The organism is Delftia sp. WSY_16 (genome assembly GCF_043104415.1).
Classification (GTDB): domain Bacteria; phylum Pseudomonadota; class Gammaproteobacteria; order Burkholderiales; family Burkholderiaceae_C; genus Comamonas; species Comamonas tsuruhatensis.
The window spans coordinates 180979-198109 of the sequence record NZ_JBICKS010000041.1 but is presented as its reverse complement, the minus strand read 5'-3'; the positions used below and the strand labels follow the sequence as shown (position 1 = coordinate 198109).

Annotated in this window: 17 protein-coding genes; 5 read left to right on the top strand and 12 right to left on the bottom strand. The window is 67.6% G+C overall.

Annotated features, from left to right (window positions below):
* Positions 1–28: 28 nt before the first annotated feature.
* The 5 genes from ACF8O7_RS25615 to ybaK form a co-directional block, all read right to left on the bottom strand.
* Entirely contained in the window at positions 29–2173 is a 2145-nt protein-coding gene (locus ACF8O7_RS25615) for a TonB-dependent receptor (RefSeq protein WP_392444617.1), read from the bottom strand.
* A 187-nt stretch (positions 2174–2360) separates the two neighbouring features.
* Positions 2361–2579 carry a DUF350 domain-containing protein gene (locus tag ACF8O7_RS25610; RefSeq protein ID WP_016449242.1) on the bottom strand — a complete coding sequence of 73 codons (219 nt, stop codon included), beginning with the start codon at positions 2577–2579 and terminating at the stop codon, positions 2361–2363.
* A gap of 18 nt (positions 2580–2597) precedes the next feature.
* Positions 2598–4130 carry a DUF4178 domain-containing protein gene (locus tag ACF8O7_RS25605; RefSeq protein WP_016449241.1) on the bottom strand — a complete coding sequence of 511 codons (1533 nt, stop codon included), beginning with the start codon at positions 4128–4130 and terminating at the stop codon, positions 2598–2600.
* A 98-nt stretch (positions 4131–4228) separates the two neighbouring features.
* Positions 4229–4909: a glycerol-3-phosphate 1-O-acyltransferase PlsY gene (plsY, locus tag ACF8O7_RS25600; RefSeq protein ID WP_016451416.1), complete on the bottom strand. Its 681-nt coding sequence runs from the start codon at positions 4907–4909 to the stop codon at positions 4229–4231.
* 168 nt (positions 4910–5077) lie between these two features.
* A complete protein-coding gene (ybaK, locus tag ACF8O7_RS25595; RefSeq protein ID WP_017404114.1) occupies positions 5078–5572 on the bottom strand; it encodes a Cys-tRNA(Pro) deacylase in 495 nt (164 codons plus the stop codon).
* A gap of 57 nt (positions 5573–5629) precedes the next feature.
* Here ybaK and ACF8O7_RS25590 point away from each other — a divergent pair, with 57 nt between their 5' ends.
* The 4 genes from ACF8O7_RS25590 to ACF8O7_RS25575 are packed head-to-tail and all read left to right on the top strand — an operon-like array spanning position 5630 to position 7175.
* The gene (locus tag ACF8O7_RS25590; RefSeq protein WP_016449239.1) at positions 5630–6178 is read left to right on the top strand and encodes a DUF2975 domain-containing protein; all 549 of its coding nucleotides are present in this window, start codon (positions 5630–5632) and stop codon (positions 6176–6178) included.
* Positions 6175–6333 (top strand): hypothetical protein, encoded by a 159-nt coding sequence (locus ACF8O7_RS25585; RefSeq protein WP_016449238.1) that lies wholly within the window; start codon positions 6175–6177, stop codon positions 6331–6333. Before ACF8O7_RS25590 ends, ACF8O7_RS25585 begins: the two co-directional genes overlap by 4 nt.
* A 3-nt stretch (positions 6334–6336) precedes the next feature.
* Positions 6337–6552: a helix-turn-helix transcriptional regulator gene (locus tag ACF8O7_RS25580; protein WP_013801570.1), complete on the top strand. Its 216-nt coding sequence runs from the start codon at positions 6337–6339 to the stop codon at positions 6550–6552.
* Entirely contained in the window at positions 6549–7175 is a 627-nt protein-coding gene (locus tag ACF8O7_RS25575; protein WP_392444615.1) for a hypothetical protein, read from the top strand. The genes ACF8O7_RS25580 and ACF8O7_RS25575 overlap by 4 nt, the downstream gene beginning before the upstream one ends.
* A 37-nt stretch (positions 7176–7212) precedes the next feature.
* Here the strand turns inward: ACF8O7_RS25575 and ACF8O7_RS25570 are convergent, their stop codons facing one another.
* The 3 genes from ACF8O7_RS25570 to ACF8O7_RS25560 form a co-directional block, all read right to left on the bottom strand.
* Entirely contained in the window at positions 7213–8274 is a 1062-nt protein-coding gene (locus ACF8O7_RS25570; RefSeq protein ID WP_026062059.1) for an aldo/keto reductase, read from the bottom strand.
* A 104-nt stretch (positions 8275–8378) separates the two neighbouring features.
* Positions 8379–9473, bottom strand: coding sequence for a 4-hydroxyphenylpyruvate dioxygenase (gene hppD, locus ACF8O7_RS25565; RefSeq protein WP_016449235.1), 1095 nt, complete (start codon positions 9471–9473; stop codon positions 8379–8381).
* Between the two features lie 21 nt (positions 9474–9494).
* Positions 9495–10919, bottom strand: coding sequence for an amino acid permease (locus ACF8O7_RS25560; RefSeq protein ID WP_151019897.1), 1425 nt, complete (start codon positions 10917–10919; stop codon positions 9495–9497).
* 320 nt (positions 10920–11239) lie between these two features.
* Between ACF8O7_RS25560 and ACF8O7_RS25555 the strand changes: the two genes are divergently transcribed.
* The gene (locus ACF8O7_RS25555) at positions 11240–11887 is read left to right on the top strand and encodes a TetR/AcrR family transcriptional regulator (RefSeq protein ID WP_016449233.1); all 648 of its coding nucleotides are present in this window, start codon (positions 11240–11242) and stop codon (positions 11885–11887) included.
* On the opposite strand, the gene ACF8O7_RS25550 is transcribed toward ACF8O7_RS25555, so the two are convergent.
* The 4 genes from ACF8O7_RS25550 to ACF8O7_RS25535 all read right to left on the bottom strand — a co-directional run bounded on the left by ACF8O7_RS25550 (position 11860) and on the right by ACF8O7_RS25535 (position 17098).
* Positions 11860–12771: a LysR family transcriptional regulator gene (locus ACF8O7_RS25550; protein WP_016451411.1), complete on the bottom strand. Its 912-nt coding sequence runs from the start codon at positions 12769–12771 to the stop codon at positions 11860–11862. The two genes, ACF8O7_RS25555 and ACF8O7_RS25550, sit on opposite strands and share 28 nt — an antisense overlap.
* Positions 12772–12854: 83 nt before the next feature.
* Positions 12855–13946, bottom strand: coding sequence for an ABC transporter ATP-binding protein (locus ACF8O7_RS25545; protein WP_012206598.1), 1092 nt, complete (start codon positions 13944–13946; stop codon positions 12855–12857).
* Between the two features lie 6 nt (positions 13947–13952).
* Positions 13953–15692 carry an ABC transporter permease gene (locus tag ACF8O7_RS25540; protein ID WP_392444612.1) on the bottom strand — a complete coding sequence of 580 codons (1740 nt, stop codon included), beginning with the start codon at positions 15690–15692 and terminating at the stop codon, positions 13953–13955.
* Positions 15693–15769: 77 nt separating this feature from the next.
* The gene (locus ACF8O7_RS25535; protein WP_013801562.1) at positions 15770–17098 is read right to left on the bottom strand and encodes an ABC transporter substrate-binding protein; all 1329 of its coding nucleotides are present in this window, start codon (positions 17096–17098) and stop codon (positions 15770–15772) included.
* Between the last annotated feature and the right edge of the window lie 33 nt (positions 17099–17131).

Sequence of the window (17131 nt, the reverse complement as noted above, 5' to 3'; positions counted from 1 at the left end):
AGGCGCCGCGCGCCTCCTGGGGGTTCCGTCAGAACTGGTAGTTGGCGCTGACCAGCACGCTGCGCGGTGCGCCCGGCATGGAGCTGGAGCGCCAGTACTGCTTGTCGAACAGGTTGGACAGGGCCACGGTCACGGTCCAGGCGTCCTGGCGCCAGCCCACCAGCGCATCCCAGCGCGAGTAGCCGGGCAGGAGGGCCGTGTTGGCGGCGTTGGTGAAGCGGCTGCCCGTGTAGGTCACGCCGACTTCGCCATACCAGGGTCCCTTGGGCGCATAGCGCAGGAACAGGTTGCCGTTGCGCTTGGCCGTGTCACGCAGGTACAGGCCCACGTTGGCGGGATTTTGCGCGTCTTCAGCCACCTTGGCCTGCATGAAGGCCACGCCGCCGCGCACATACCAGGAACCGGCCACACGGCCGGCCGCGCTGAACTCGATGCCGCGCGAACGGTCCTTGCCCCGGATGGCCCAGGTGTAGGGATCATTCTCGGGATCGGGGCGATAGCGGATGTTGTACTTCTCCAGCTGGTAGACGGAGACCTGGGTGGACAGCGCACCGCCCAGCCAGTCGCTCTTGACGCCGACCTCGGACTGGCGCGAGTACTGGGGCTCGTCGTCCGGCACCGCGCCCACGGCGGTTTCCACGGTCAGGATGCCGCGCCCGCCATAGGGCGAATAGCTCTTGTTCCAGGACGCATAGAAGCTGTGCTCGCGCACCGGCTGCCACACCACGCCCACGCGCGGGCTGAAGCCGTTGCCGTCGGTCTTGCGCGTGAGGTTGGCGATCTTGTTGGTGCTCTGGAAGTCATAGCTGTCGTAGCGCAGGCCCAGCAGCAGCTTCCACTGCTCGGTCAGGCTGACCAGGTCCTGCATGTACAGCGCCTGGCCCTTGCCCTTGTGATAGTTGTCCTGGGTCGGCTTGCCCTGCGCCGGACGGCTGGGCCAGACGATGGGCTGCAACGGGTCATAGGCGAAGGTGCTGCCGGGCTGGCCGACGCGCGGCGCGCGCTCTTCCTCGCTGGCCTCCAGGCCCACCAGCAGGTCGTGCTTGATGCTGCCCGTGCTGAACTTGCCCGTCAGGTCCAGCGTGTTGGACAGCGTGGTGTTGCGGGTCTGCTGCCAGGCGTAGTTGGGCGTGATCTTGCCGGTGGCGGCACGATAGGTGCCGGCGAAGTAGTGGTCGAAATCCTGGCTGGCCTCGCGCTTGCTGGCCACCCAGCGCAGACTCCAGCGGTTGTTGAAGTCGTAGGACAGGTCGGAGCGCAGCACGCGCAGGCGGTCTTCCACATAGTCGCCCGGCGCCGCAAAGCCCTTGCGGATGGAGACACCGGCCGGCAGCTGGTCGTAGACCGGGCCGCGATCGGGCACGCGCCAGACGTTGTCATAGGTGTACTGGCCGGTCCAGCGCCAGCCCGTGCGCGAGTCCACCAGGATGCTGGGCGAGACCATCTCGTTGCGGTTGCGTATGCCTTCGCGGAAGCTGTGGGCCTGCTCGCGGTCGGCCGTCAGTCGCACGGCCACGTTCTCGTTGAGCACGCGGTTGATGTCGATGGTGCCGCCCACGTTGTCCCAGGAGCCGCCGCGCAGCGTGATGCTGCTCTTGGCGTCGAAGCGCGCCTGCTTGCTCACCATGTTGACCACGCCGCCGCCCGCGCTGCGGCCATAGAGCACCGAGGCCGGGCCCTTGAGGATCTCGATGCGCTCCACATTGGCGGTGCTGCGGCGTACCTGGCCGCTCTCGCGCACGCCGTCGCGGTAGATGTCGCTCTCGTCGGCCTTGAAGCCTCGGATGTACACGCCTTCGCCGCGCATGTCATAGCTGGTGTTCACGCCGGGAACGCCGTCCAGCATGGTGGCCAGGTCGTTGATGCCGTAGCTCTTGTACTTGTTGACCTCCAGCGTGTCGATGGTCTGCGGGATGTCCTTGGGCGCCAGGTAGGTCTTGGTCGCCGTGGTCACGCCTTCGGGCCGCACGTCGTCAGGGTCGTACTGGGAGGCGTTGACCTGCAGCGTGGGCAGGGTGTGGGCCTGTTGAGGATGCGTCTGCGTCTGTGCCAGGGCCGGATCGGCTGGAGCGGCCTCCTGGGCATGGACCCCGCCCGCCAGCGCGGTGGTGATGATGCCAGCGGTCACACCCACTGAAAGCCTTGCCATGCGGGCAGCTTGATGGTCTGTCATGGAAACCCTCTCTTCGAATGAAGGGGGCGATTTTATTTAGAATGCAAACGAATATCATTTGCAAACTCACTATCAACAAGGAATTTGTTGCAACGCAGCAACGCCGCCATGCGCAGCGCAGCCGCACCTTTTCAGGCGGGCTGCGTGTCGGCAGGAGATGGGGAATGCGGGGGCCAGGCGGCCCCGTTCAGTGGATGGCGGCAGCGACGATGATGCTGATGCCCAGGCACATGGCGGCCACCACCATGGCCAGCGCCTTGTTGTGCTTCTCGACGATCTCGGCCCACATGTCCACGGGTGTGATCTTGTCGATGATGAAGAAGCACAGCCAGAACACCACCACGCCCACCAGCGCATAGAGGATCGAGCCGAAGAAGGCGGCGGGGTTGAGCCAGTCGAAGTTCATGATCAGTTTCTCCGTTGTTTACTTGTGGCTGCCGCCCGAGGTGTAGCCACCCCAGGAGCCGCCGCTGCTGCGGGTGTAGCTGTTGCAGTTGGCGTCGGTATTGGGGTCGCAGTTGGGGCGCGATGCGCAGCCGCGCAAGGTGACGAACACCAGCCAGAGGATGAGCAGCCCGATGATGATGGTCCACAGCCCGAAGCGGCTGCCCGACATCACACCGACCTGCGAGCGGTCACGCAACTGCTTGAGGCCGAAGGCCATTGCCAGCGTGGTGGCCGAGACGGCGCTGCCATGCGACCAGGTGGTCTCGCCGCTCTCGGTCTCGCTGGCCAGGAAGGCCTTGTTCTGCGCGCCTGCGCTCACATAGTCCACATTGCGCGTGGTCTGGCCGCGCTGCACGGGCCAGTAGAACTCGCCCAGGGCGTAGGTGGTCTCGGCCGTGTAGCGCGATTCAAGCTGGTACTGCCGGCCCATGTACTTGGCCGTGCTGCGGTTCTTGGAGAGCTTGGGCACGCCCGTGGTCACGCGGGCCATGCTCCAGCCATCGGAGGAATCGACCAGGAATGCGAAGCCGGCCTTCTGGTTGAACAGCAGGTACTCCTCCCAGCCAAAGCTCTCGTCGTCGCCAGGCTCCTGGCCCATGCGGTGCTGAAAGCCCACCACCTGCCATTGCTGGCCTTCCAGCACACCCTTGCTGCCCAGCGGGATGGCCGGGCGCACGGGCTCGTTCTGTTCCGCATAGGCCAATTCCTTGCCAATGCCCTGGCTCAGGTCCACCAGCGACCCGCAGCTGGGGCAGCTCAGGCTCTTGGTGGTGGAAAAGCGCACGGGCACCACAGCGCCGCACTTGGGGCAGTTGAAGTGCCGGCCCTGCTCACCCTTGAGCGAGGCGCCGTCGCGCAGCCCCTGCATCCTGAGGTCGTCCAGCACCACGCGCTCGCCCAGGCTCAGCGCGGGCGGCTGGACGGAGAAGTCCACGGACAGCACCTGGCCCTGCTCGCTGCGCAGCTCCACCAGCCGGTACGGTGTGCCGGGCTCGGGCAGCTGCGCCAGCTCGCCCTGGGCCGATACCAGCCGCGCGTTCTGCACGCTGCTGACCGTGAAGCTCTTGCCGCCCAGCACACGCTGCGAACCCAGCAGCCAGTCGGAGGCCTTGAACGGCCCGTTGCGCAGGGCCTCGGCCTCCCAGGGCCAGGACCAGACGAACTGGCCGTTGTCCTCGCTCAGGAAGCCCAGCGCGCCATCGCTGAACGCGGCCACCCATTCGCTCCAGGCGCCCGCCTCGCTCTTGAGCTGCAGCCGCCCGACCAGGGTGAAGTGCTCGGGCTTGCCGTTGCGCAGCATCTGGCCCGTGGCGCCGATGCGCAGGGGGCTGTAGTCCTCGAAGACCTCGGCCATGGAGCCACGGCGCTGCAGCACATCGCCCTGGCGCACCACGGTGCTGCGGCAGAACTCGCAGACGGCATAGCTGGCCTGGGCGCTGGCAAATTCCACGGGCGCGCCGCAGCCGGGGCATGGTGCGCGGTACACGCGCTGCGATGGACTGGATGCCATGTGAGAGAGTCGTCAGTGAAGAGAGGGCCTGGAGCGTGACCGGCCGGCCACGCCCCGCACGCAAGCTGCGCCCGTGGTGCGCAGCGCGGCGGCGACGGTCAATGCGGCTTGCCTTTGGCCGTGCCGGGCTTGGCCGCGGCGGCTGCCGGGTCGGCCTTCTTGCTGCCCAGCCTGGATTCCTTGCCGGCCATCAGGCGCTGGATGTTCTCGCGGTGGCGCCAGATCAGCAGGGCCGCCATGGCGACGATGGCGGCGGCAATCGGTGTCTCGGCATACCAGACCACGCCACTGCACAGCAGGTAGTAGACGGGGGCGAACACGGAGGCCACCAGGGCCGCCAGCGAGGAATAGCGGAAGAACACGGCAATGATCAGCCAGGTCAGCGCCACCGCCAGGCCCAGCCAGACGCTGATGCCCAGCAGCACGCCCAGGGCAGTGGCCACGCCCTTGCCGCCCTTGAAGCGGAAGAACACCGGGTACAGGTGGCCCAGGAAGGCAGCCAGCGCCACCATGGCCACCGTGCCGTCGCCCATGCCGAAGCGGCTGCCGAACCATTGCACCAGGGCCACGGGCAGCCAGCCCTTGGCGGCGTCCAGCAGCAGGGTGACGGCCGCTGCCGCCTTGCTGCCGGAGCGCAGCACATTGGTGGCGCCGGGGTTGCCGCTGCCATAGGTACGCGGATCATTCAGGCCCATGGCCCGGCTGACGATGACGGCGAACGACAGCGAGCCGATCAGGTAGGCCGCCACGGTGGCGAGAAGGGGGTAGAGCGCGTTCAATTGAAGTCCTTGGCCGGTCTGTGGAGCGCCGGCGCGCGATCCGGCCGGCCCTGATGGCCCGCCCTCCCTGATCGCCGACACATGTTTTTCATCAGGACCTGCGCGAACCCGGTGGAGGCGGCGGCCGCCTTCCCGTGTGCGCAAGTCGTGTTCATTTCTTCAGGGCATCTATTCTGCCAGCGCGCAGTGCACGGGCCGTGCATCCAGCAGCCGCACGCAGACCTGCGGGTCCAGCTGCACCAGAAAGCCCCGGCGCCCGCCGTTGATGGCGATGCGCGGCAGCGCCAGGATGCTCTCTTCGATATAGACCGGCATGTCGCGGCGCGTGCCGAAGGGCGAGGTGCCGCCGACCAGGTAGCCGCTGTGGCGGTTGGCGACTTCGGGCTTGCAGGGCTCCACGCTCTTGGCCCCGATCTGCCGCGCCAGGTTCTTGGTGGAGACCTTGCAGTCGCCATGCATGAGCACGATCAGCGGCCTGGCGTCCTGGTCCTGCATCACCAGGGTCTTGACCACCATGTGCTCGTCCAGGCCCAGGCTGGCCGCGCTGTGCTCGGTGCCGCCGTGTTCCAGGTACTCATAGGGATGCTCGGTGAACTCCACCTTGTGGGCGCGCAGCAGCTGCGTGGCCGGTGTCTCGCTGACATGAGAGTTTTTCTTGGACATGAATTTTTTATCGTTTTACAATAATTTTTTATCGATTCATCAATACAAGGCTGTGCCATGAACTATACGCCCCACGCCGCGGGCAACGCCCTCAGGCGCCACTCCCAGGCGGCGCGCATCCTGATTGCCCTCGGTGCCGTCGCGCTGCTGGCCCTGCCGGCAGCCGCCCTGCTGTCGCCGCAAGATCTTTCGGGCCAGGCGCAAGGCCTGCTGGGCATGCCGCCCGGCCAGCCGCTGGACATGGCTGCGCGCTGGCGCACCGCACTGGTCAGCCTGCTGCCCGTGGGCTGCGGGCTGTATGCGCTGCGCCAGCTGTGGACACTGTTCGGCGAGTACCTGCAGGGCCGTGTCTTCGGCCAGCAGGCGCAGCACGCCCTGATGCGCTTTGCCTGGACGGTGCTGGCGGGCGCGCTGGCCCTGCCCTTCACGCGCGCGCTGATGTCGGTGGCGGCCAGCATGGGCAATCCGCCAGGGCAGCGCTTCGTCACGCTGGGCCTGTACTGGCACGATGGCCTGCTGGTCCTGCTCGGCGTGGTGCTGGTCTCCATCGCCCATGTGATGCTGCAGGCGCGGCGCATCGCCGACGAGAACGCGGGATTCGTATGAGCGGCGTTCCCATCACGATCCACCTCATGGTGCTCCCCGGCCAGCGCCCGCTCTCGCTGCACCTGTACGAGGCCGCATTGGTGCTGCTGGGCCTATTCCTGCTGACCCTGGTGATCTTCCTTCGCGACGCCAACCGATTCCGGGATGGCGACTGAACCATGCCCATCATCGTCCACCTCGATGTGATGCTGGCGCGCCGCAAGATGCGCTCGCGCGAACTGGCCGAGATGGTCGGCATCACCGAACAGAATATTTCCCTGCTCAAGAGCGGCAAGGTGCGCGGCGTGCGCTTCGACACGCTGGAGCGCATCTGCGAGGCACTGCAGTGCCAGCCCGGCGACCTGCTGGAATGGGTGGCAGGGCCCGAGGCTTGAGCAGCGGACGGCTGCGGCTGATCGCGGGCCTGCTGCTGTCGCTGCTGCTTCATGGGGCGCTGCTGTGGCAGGGTCTGGCCCCGGACAATGCGCGGCCCGGCAGCGGGCAGGCCGAGGCGCACCGCCTTCAGGTGGTCTGGGTCGAGACGCCGACGCCGATGCCGATGCCGACGCCCACGCCGGCCCCCTCTCCTGCTCCTGCTCCAGTGGCTGCCCGGCCCGGACCGGCGCCCGCGCCTACGCGACGGCCGGACACCGCCGCCGTCGCACCGCCATCAAGGCAAAGCGCAGGGGCTGCAAAGGCCACGGAGCAGGCCGCGACAGCCGCCGCGCAAGCGCCTGTGCTCGCCGACACCGAGGCCGCTCCGGACGCCGCGCGCAGCGCCAGGGCCATGGGCCGCCTGCTGGACTCGGCCGCAGGCCGCGAGGCCGTGCAGTCGGCGGCCCGGCAGGGCCTGGTCAGGCCCCAGATCCCTGCGCAGCGCGAGGACCCGCTGGCCAGCGGCATGCGCGAGGCCGCCCAGGGCGACTGCATGAAGGGCGAGTTCAAGGGCGGCGGCATGGGCCTGCTGAGCCTGCCCATGCTGGCGGCCGCTGCGCTCAAGGGCGAGTGCAGCCGCTGAAGGCGCAGAGCCTAGGCCTATTGCGCAGGGCCGAGGCCTATTGCGCAGGGTCGCGCACTTCCCAGCGGATGGCGTCGATGGCCGACAGCAGTTCGGGCGACAGTTGCGTGCCCCAGGCGTTCAGGTCCTCATCGAGCTGGGCCACCGAGGTCACGCCGATGATGGTGCTGGCCACCTGCCACTTGGTGTAGCAAAACGCCAGCGCCAGCTGCGTGGGCGTCATGCCGTGCTCGCGCGCCAGCGCGTTGTAGCGGCGCGCGGCGGCCAGGGCTTCGGGCCGGCCCCAGCGCTGCTTGCGCACGGACTCGTAGCGCGCAATGCGTGCGGCCTGCGGCGCAGCGGGATCGGTGGGCGCATGCACGTCGAACTTGCCCGTGAGCAGGCCGAAGGCCAGCGGCGAATAGGCCAGCAGCGAGACACCCAGGCGGTGGCAGCTTTCGTCCATGCCATTTTCCCAGCTGCGGTTGAGCAGGCAGTAGGCGTTCTGCACCGAGGCCACGCGCGGCAGGCCGTGCTGCTCGGCCAGGCGCACGAATTCGTGCACGCCCCAGGGCGTTTCGTTGGACAGGCCGATGTGGCGCACCTTGCCTTCACGGACCAGGCGGCCCAGCGCCTCGAGCTGCTCATGGATGCCGGTCTGCGAGCTTTCCTTGGACGGGTCGTAGTACAGCTGGCCGAAGGCCGGCACATTGCGCTCGGGCCAGTGGATCTGGTAGAGGTCGATCACGTCCGTGCCCAGGCGGCGCAGGCTGCCTTCGCAGGAGGCGGCGATGTCGGCCGCCGTCATGCCCTTGCCCTCGCGCACCCAGGGCATGCCCCGCGAAGGACCGGCCACCTTGGTGGCCAGCACGACCTTGGCGCGCGCGCCAGGGCGCTGGGCGAACCAGCGGCCGATGATGGTTTCGGTGGCGCCGCAGGTTTCGGCGCGTGCGGGCACGGCATACATCTCGGCCGTGTCGAAGAAGTCCACGCCGCGTTCCAGCGCGCGGTCCATGATGGCAAAGGCCTCGGCCTCGCCGACCTGCTCGCCGAACGTCATGGTGCCCAGGCAGATGGGGCTGACTTGCAATGCGCTTTGACCGAGCGCCACCGGTTGCATCGAGGGGGAATTCATGGGCACCGAGTGTAGGGCCGCCCGTGTTTACCCTGACGACAGCGCGCCCACCCGGCCAGGGCCGGGCGGGCGCGCTGCGTCCGTCGGTATCAGGCGCCCTGCGGTGCCTCGGCCTGCAGCACGCCGCGGTTGATCTGGTCGCGCTCCATGGACTCGAACAGGGCCTTGAAATTGCCTTCGCCGAAGCCCTCGCGGTAGTTGCCCTTGCGCTCGATGAACTCGAAGAACACGGGCCCCAGCATGGGCTGGGAGAAGATCTGCAGCAGCAGGCGCGGCTGGCCGCCCTCGGTCGTGCCGTCCAGCAGGATGCCGCGTGCCTGCAGCTCGCCCACGGGCTGGCCGTGGCCGGGCAGGCGGCCTTCCAGGTTCTGGTAGTAGATGTCGTTGGGCGCGGTCAGCAGCGGAATGCCGGCCATCTGCAGCTGGTCGATGGAGTCCAGCAGGTTGTCCGTCAGCAGCGCGATGTGCTGGATGCCCTCGCCGTTGAACTGCATGAGGAACTCCTCGATCTGGCCGCCGCCCTGGCGCGATTCCTCGTTCAGCGGGATGCGGATCAGGCCGTCGGGCGCCGTCATGGCCTTGGAGGCCAGGCCGGTGTACTCGCCCGAGATGTCGAAGTAGCGGATCTCACGGAAATTGAACAGCTTGCTGTAGAAGTCCGCCCAGTAGGTCATGCGGCCGCGGTAGACGTTGTGCGTCAGGTGGTCCACCACCTGGAAGCCGTGGCCCTTGGGGTTGCGGTCCACGCCGGGCAGGAACTCGAAGTCGATGTCATAGATGGACTTGCCTTCGTCGAAGCGGTCGATCAGGTACAGCGGCGCGCCGCCGATGCCCTTGATGGCCGGCAGGCGCAGCTCCATGGGACCCGTGGGGATCTCCACCGGCTGCGCGCCCAGCTCCAGCGCGCGCTTGTAGGCCTGGTGCGCATCCTTGACGCGGAAGGCCAGGCCGCAGGCCGAGGCGCCGTGCTCGGCAGCGAAATAGGCGGCCTGCCCCGGCTCATTGTTGATGATGAAGTTGATGCCTCCCTGGCGGTACAGCAGCACGTTCTTGGAACGGTGCCTGGCCACCAGCGTGAAGCCCAGCTTCTCGAACAGCGGCTCCAGCACGCCGGGCGTGGGCGATGCGAATTCCACGAATTCGAAGCCCATCAGGCCCATCGGGTTGTCGAACAGGTCTGCCATGGTTGGTTCTCCTTGAAGGTTTCAACGGGGGATGTGCGCGGGTTCCAGTACGGATTCCAGCACAGGCGTGGGACGTTGGCGGAACACGAGGCGATAGGCCCCGTAGACCACCAGGACCCAGATCGGAATGGCCAGCGCGGAGGACCGCACCGACGGTGTCAGCAGCATCACGCCCACCACCAGGGCCATGGCGGCCAGGCAGATGGCATTGGTCAGCGGCGCGGCCGGTGCGGGAAAGCCCAGCACGGTCCCGCGTGCCGCATGGGCCCGGCGAAAGCGCCAGTGCGCCACGATGATGATGGTCCAGGTAATCACCAGCGCCGCCACGATCAGCGACATCAGCAACTCCAGCACGCCGGCCGGCGCCACATAGTTCAGCACGATGGCCAGCGCCGTGAAGATGGCCGGATAGACGATGGCCCGCACCGGCACGCCGCGGCGGTTGACCTGCATCAGCGAACGCGGCGCATTGCCTTCGTTGGCCATGCCGTACAGCAGGCGGCTGTTGCTGTAGACCATGCTGTTGTAGACCGACAGCGTGGCCGTGAGGATCACGAAGTTCAGCAGGTGGGCGGCCACGTTCTCGCCCAGGCCCGAGAACACCAGCACGAAGGGACTGCTGCTGTAGGTGTCGCCGCCGGCCTTGAGCTGGCCCAGCAGGTCGGTCCAGGGCATCAGCGACATCAGCACGGCCATGGAGCCGATGTAGAACACCAGCACGCGGTAGATCAGCTGGTTCACGGCCTTGGGGATGACGGTGCGCGGCTGGTCGGTCTCGGCCGCCGCGAAGCCCAGCATCTCCACGCCACCGAAGGCGAACATGATGAAGGCGAAGGCCATCACCAGGCCTGAGAAGCCGTTGGGAAAGAAGCCGCCGTGCGTCCACAGGTTGCGCACGGTCTGCTCGGGCCGGTCGGCGCTGAACAGCAAATACAGGCCTGCGCCGATCATGGCCATCACGGCCACGATCTTGATCAGCGCGAACCAGAACTCGAACTCGCCATAGGCCTTGACGTTGATGAAGTTCACGCCGTTGATCAGCACGAAGAACACCGCCGCCGTCACCCAGGTGGGTATGCCGGGCCACCAGAACTGGATGAACTTGCCTGCGGCCGTCAGCTCCAGCATGCCCACCAGCACATACAGCGCCACACAGTTCCAGCCCGCCAGAAAGCCCGCGAAGCGGCCCAGGTAGCGGTTGGCGAAATAGCTGAACGAGCCCGCGTTGGGCTCCTCGACCAGCATCTCGCCCAGGAAACGCATGATGAAAAAGATGATCAGCCCGCCAATGGCGTAGCCGAGCAGCACGGACGGGCCGGCCAGCTCGATGATGCCGGCCGAGCCCAGGAACAGGCCCGTGCCGATGGTGCCGCCCAGCGCGATGAGCTGGATATGGCGGTTCTTGAGCCTGCGCTCCAGATGGCCCTGCGAAGAAGAACTGTGCATCAAGGGGGTGCTCCGGCTCTCAGCAAGGCGCGCGGCGGCGCAGGGGTTGGAACACTTCGGTGGTCTTCACGGCAATGTCTCCTCGTGGGGTGCCTGTTGGAATGCGGGGCCTTGTGCGCCCCTTGTTGATGGGTATCAACTATAAAAAACAATAAATTATTATTTCTTGTAATTTATCCCTATGGACAAGCCCAAAAAGAAGGAGTAGCGAAGGCGATCGACGCATTGCCGCCCGCCATGCCGCACTCCGGCAACGGTTGAACGCCCGCAACAAACAAAAACAATCTACTATTATTTTTTTGCCCTCTGGAGCCCAGAACATGACGACGTCCGCCACGCAGCGGCGCGCACGCACGCCGCAGACCGAGCGTGTGGAGACAACGCAACGCAAGATCATCGACTCCGCCCTGGCGCTGCTGCGCGAGGGCGGCTTCAAGAGCGCCACGCTGCAGGCCATCGCGCGCGGCGCCGATGTGTCGCTGGGCGCGCTGCAGCACCACTTCGAGAGCCGCGATGCGCTGATGGAGCGGCTGGTCATCGAGGTCATGGAGCCGCTGAGCGACCAGGGCACGGTCTGGCCCGACAAGGCCCTGCCCCTGCGCGAGCGTGCCGAGGCCTTCGTCACCCTGGCCTGGGACAACATCTTCGGCGCGGCCAACTACCAGGCGGCCTGGAGCATGTTCTTCGGCTGCAAGGCCTCCCCCTCGCTGTTCGACCGCGTGGACGCGCGCCGGGTACATGTGGACAGCGTGTTCTACACCCGCTTCCTGGACGTCTTCCCCGAGATCGCGGCCCACCATCCCCGCCCCCAGGGCTTTGCGGCCATGGCCTTCGCCATCCTGCGCGGCACCGGCGTGCTGGAGCTGTTCGAGGTGGGCGAGCAGGAACGCCAGGGCAGCCTCGATGCGCTGGTCGAGGCCATCGTCCAGGCAGGCACCCCTCAGGCCGGCGGCGGCGCCGCCGCCTGAACCTCGGTCAGCCCCCAGACCCTGCGCAGCTGCGACAGCGTGGCCACCAGGGCCGGGTCGTGCTCGGCCTCGCGCGGGTGGATGAAGCCCAGCTGCGCCGACACGCGCGCATGCGGCCAGATGGCCACGCAGCCATGCTCGGCCGCGGCCAGGGCGCGGTCCTCGCGCAGCAGCGCCAGGCCCAGGCCGGCGCGCACCAGGCTCTCGGGCGCGGCGGCGGCATCGCTTTCCACGATCTGATTGGGGCTCAGCCCCTGGCGGGCGAACAGCGCCAGCAGCAGGGCCTGCTCATGGTGCTGCGCGGGCGCACCGATCCAGGGCAGTTGCGCCAGGTCCTTCCAGCCCGATTGCAGGACGCGCTCGCGCAGCGCGGGCGGCGCCGCCACGCGGTAGTGCAGTGTCTGCAGCACCAGCGCGCCCAGGTCGCGCGGCATGTGGGCGCCGATGTAGAACGCGCCCTGCAGGCCGCCGGCCGCGACCTGCGCGCGCAGCTCCTCGGCCCAGCCCTGGCGTGTCTTGATGTCCAGCAGCGGCAGCGCCTCCACCAGGCCATGCAGCAGCGAGCCCAGGCGCAGCGCCTCGGGGTCGGCCACCGTGCCCAGCAGCAGCTGGCCGGTGACCTCGCCCTGCAGCTCGCGGGCCTGGCCCTGCAGCCGTCCTGCCGCATCCAGCACCTGCCGGGCGGGCTCCATCAGGGCCTCGCCGGCCCGCGTGAGGCTGATGCGGCCCGGGCGCCGGTCGAACAGCGCCACGCCCAGCTCTTCCTCCAGCGCCTTGATCTGGGCCGTGATGGCGGGCTGGGTCAGGTGCAGGGCCTCGGCCGTGCGCGTGACGCTGCCCAGCGTGGCCGCCGTGACGTAGGCGCGCAGCTGATACATCTCCATGGGCGGCCAGCCTAGCGCAGGCGCCAGGGCCTGCGGCCCGGGCAGGCCCGGGTTTCAGGGAACATCCCTAGCCGTCTCATCGTTCACTCATCGAGGTAGCGCAGCTGCGTGGGCTCGATGCCCAGGCGCACCGGCATGCCCATGGGGAACATGGCAATGCCCGCGTAGTGCGCCTGGTCGGCGACCACGGCCACCTCGCCCACGCGCACGCGGTAGCGCGAGAACTCGCCCAGGAATTCGGCGCTCTCGATCTGCCCTTCCACCCACACACGCGAGGCATCGCCCGCATCGTCGCGCACCGCAATCTGCACCTGGTGCGGCCGGAAGGCCAGCGCCGCACGCCCCGGCACGGGCGGCTGGGCCGGGCGCGGCAGGGTCAGCGTGCCCAGGCCCGGCACCTTGAAGACCAGCGACTCGCCTATCGTCGGCAGCACCTCGCCCTCCAGCACATTGGCCGTGCCGACAAAGCCCGCCACGAAGCGGTTGGCCGGATAGTCGTACAGCCCCGCCGCCGAGCCTACCTGCTGCAGCACGCCCTTGTCGAGCACGGCCATGCGGTCGGCCGTGGTCATGGCCTCTTCCTGGTCGTGGGTGACGAAGATGGTGGTCAGGCCCAGCTTGCGCTGCAGGCTGCGCAGTTCCTCGCGCATCTGCACGCGCAGCTGCTTGTCGAGGTTGGACAGCGGCTCGTCCAGCAGCAGCAGCTTGGGCGCGATCACCACGGTGCGCGCCAGCGCCACGCGCTGCTGCTGCCCGCCCGACAGCTGGCCCGGGCGGCGCTGCGCGTACTGCGACAGGCCCACCAGCTCCAGCACTTCGCCCACCTTGCGGCGGATGGTGTCGCGGCTTTCGCGGCGCTCGACCAGGCCGAAGGCCACGTTGTCGTACACCGTCATGTGCGGCCACAGCGCGTAGTTCTGGAACACCATGCCGATGTTGCGCGCATGCGGCGGCACGCCCGTGATGTCCTGCCCGCCCACCAGCAGCTCGCCGCGCTGGTGCCGGTTGAAGCCCGCGATCAGCCGCAGCAGCGTGGACTTGCCCGAGCCCGAAGGCCCCAGCAGCGCGAAGAACTCACCGGGCTCGATCTTGAGGTTGACGTCGCGCAGCACTTCGTTGCTGCCGTAGCTCAGGCTGATGTGCCTGCATTCGAGGGAGACAGGGTCCAGGTGCATGGCGGTTCACTCCGAAGTCGATTGCACGGTGGCGCGCGAGCGCTCCACGAAGCGGTGCGAGAAATACGTGCCCAGGCCGACCACGACCACGGCCAGCACGCCCAATGCCGCACCGGGCCCGCGCCCCGAGATGCTTTGCATGTACAGGTAGATGCCGTAGCTCATGGGCGCCTGGCTCTGGGCCGAGGCCAGCATGATGGTGGCCGACAGCTCCACCGCCGCCGTGATGAAGCTGGTGACGAAGCCGGCCAGGATGCCGCCGGCCATCAGCGGCACCATCACGCGCCGTATCACGCTGGTGCGGCCCGCGCCCAGGCTTTGCGCGGCCTCCTCCAGCGAGATGTGCACCTGCTGCAGCGCCGCCATGCACGAGCGCAGCGCATACGGCAGCCGCCGCACCGCATAGGCCAGCATGATCAGCACCCAGGTGGTGACGATGGGTGTGTCGGTGAAGGGCAGGTTCACGCCCTTGAACAGCCGCAGGTAGCCGATGGCCAGCACCAGCCCCGGAATCGCCAGCGCCACCGAGGCCAGGTAGTCCAGCCACTGCCGGGCAGGCAGCCGGGTGCGCAGGATCAGGTAGGCGATGGCGGTGCCGATCACCACGTCGATGCCCGCTGCCATCAGGCAGTACAGCAGCGTGTTGCCGATCATGTAGCCCGAGTCGGTGAACACCGTGGCGTAGTGCTCCAGCGTATAGCTGTCGGGCAGCACCGAGAAGCTCCAGACCTTGGAGAAGGACATCAGCAAGATGCCGATGTGCGGCGCCAGCACCACCAGCAGCACCAGGGCGATCCAGCCATAGGCCAGCAGCGCCTCCCAGGCCGACAGCCGGCGCTTTTGCAGCGCGCTGCCGCCCTTTTGCAGCGTGGCGTAGTCCTTGCCCTTCATCACCCGCGCGGCCAGCCACAGGGCAACGATGGAGAACGCGATCATGATCACGCTGATCACATAGCCCAGCGGATCATCGAGCCCCACCGAGGTGATGCGCAGATAGGCCTGGGGCGCCAGCATATTGGTCACGCCCATCACCAGCGGCGTGCCCAGGTCGTCGAACACCTTGACGAACACCAGGGCCGCGCCCGCCAGGTAGCCGGGCATGGCCAGCGGAAAGATCACGCGCCGGAACAGCCGGAATCCACGCGAGCCCAGGTTCAGCGCCGACTCCTCCATGGCCCCGTCGATATTGCGCATGGCCGCCACGAGGTTGAGCAGGATGAACGGGAAGTAGTGGATGCTCTCCACGAAGATCACGCCCGTCAGCCCCTCCATGATGGGCACGGTGAAGCCGAACCAGTCGTCCAGCAGCAGGTTGACCGAGCCGCTGCGCCCGAAGATCAGCTGCAGCGCCACCGCCCCCACGAAGGGCGGCATGATCAGCGGCAGCACGCCCAGCGTCTGTATCAGCAGCGCGCCCCGGAACTCGAAGCGCACCGTCAGGTAGGCCAGCGGCACGGCGATCAGGCTGGAGAAGAACACGCTGGCCAGGGACACGCCCAGGCTGTTGAAGAACGACTCGCGGAAGACGGTCTGGCCGAAGAAATTGCCGAAGTGCCCCAGCGTGAGCCCGCCGCCTTCATTGACGAAGGCGGTGTAGACCACCATGCCCACGGGCACGATGAGAAAGGCCAGCAAAAAGGCCAGGATCAGCGCGAAGGCCAGCCACGGCCCCCAGCCCGACGGAATGCGCCGTGCGCGCGCAGCAAGGGGGGCGGCGCCGGGCGCCGCCATGGAATCGATGCTCATGCGAATGCTCCGCAGCGAAAGAGACTGCCAAGGGGAGTGCATGCAGGCGCCCGGTGCCGGGCCCCTGCGCCCGCCACTTACCGGGCCAGGCCGCGCGCCTCGGCGGCCAGCTTGCCTGCGCGCTCGTAGTTGGCACGCGCCTTGTCGGCCCACATCTGCTCCAGGCCCGTCAGCTCCTTGGACACGGCCACATCGCGCCGGCTCTTGCGGAACAGCTCCAGGAACTGCTCGTCCTTCACATTGGCTTCGCCCACCAGCGGCGAGTAGGCGATATCGCGCGCCTGGGCCAGCAGCTCCTGCCCCTTGGCATTGGGCTTGGCCTGCAGGGCCTTGTGCGCCTCCTGGATGGCGCGCGTGGCCGCCTGCAGCTCCTTGAGGCGGAAGGTCACCATCTGGTCGAACAGGCTGATCACCACGGCATAGCGCGACTCGGACAGATTGGCATCGAACTGCACCTTGGCGCGCTGCGCCACCTCCTGCGGCACGGGGTAGCCGGCCGGCGCCTTGAGCTGGCTGTAGGGCAGGATGGGCAGGCGGCTGATCTTGGGGTCGAACAGCAGCTGCTGGCCCGGCACCGACATGGTGAAGGCCATGAACTTGCGCGCCTCATCGGCATTCTTGGCGCCCGCGATCAGCGCGATGTTGGCCGGCACCACAGCCGTCATCGCCGGGTAGGCGAAGTCCACCGGGAAGCCCGAATACTTGCCCGCCAGCCCGAAGAAATCGATCACGATGCCTATGCCGTACTGGCCGTTGTTCACGCCATCGGGCACGGCAAAGCTGCGGTCGGTCACGGCGGCGGCGTTGCCCATCATGGACAGCAGCTGGCGCCAGCCCTTGTCCCAGCCCTCGCCCTGCAGGATGGTCTCCACCGTCAGCTGCGTGGTGCCCGAGCGCGAGGGCGAGGAGATGGCGATGTGGCCGAAGTACTCGGGCCGCGTCAGGTCGCTCCACTCCTTGGGCGCCGCCAGCTTGTGCGCCTTCAGGTAGCGCGTGTTCCACATGATTCCGTAGCCGGCCAGCGCCTGGCCGTAGTACAGGCCCTGCGGGTCGTTGAGTGGGTAGTTGCCGATCTTGGCGGGCGCGGCCGGATTGCGCGTCTCGGGCGCGGCGGTCAGCAGCTTGTTGCGCGCCAGCACCTCGAAGGCATCAGGGGCGCTGGCCCACATGATGTCGGGCCGCTGGCCCTCGGGCAGCTCGCGCACATAGGCCACGGCGGCCGTGGTGTTCTTGTTCAGGATCTCGATCTTGATCCCCGGATTGGCCGCCTCGAAGGCCTTCTGGTAGGCCGTGGTCAGCTCCTTGGGAAACGAGGTCAGCACCGTCACCGTGCCGGCCTGCGCCGCCATGGCGGCGCCCCACAATCCTGCGGCCATGGCGGCCGTCAGCCATCTGCGTTGCTGCATTGCTGTCTCCTTCGGGTTGTTGTGCGGTCGATC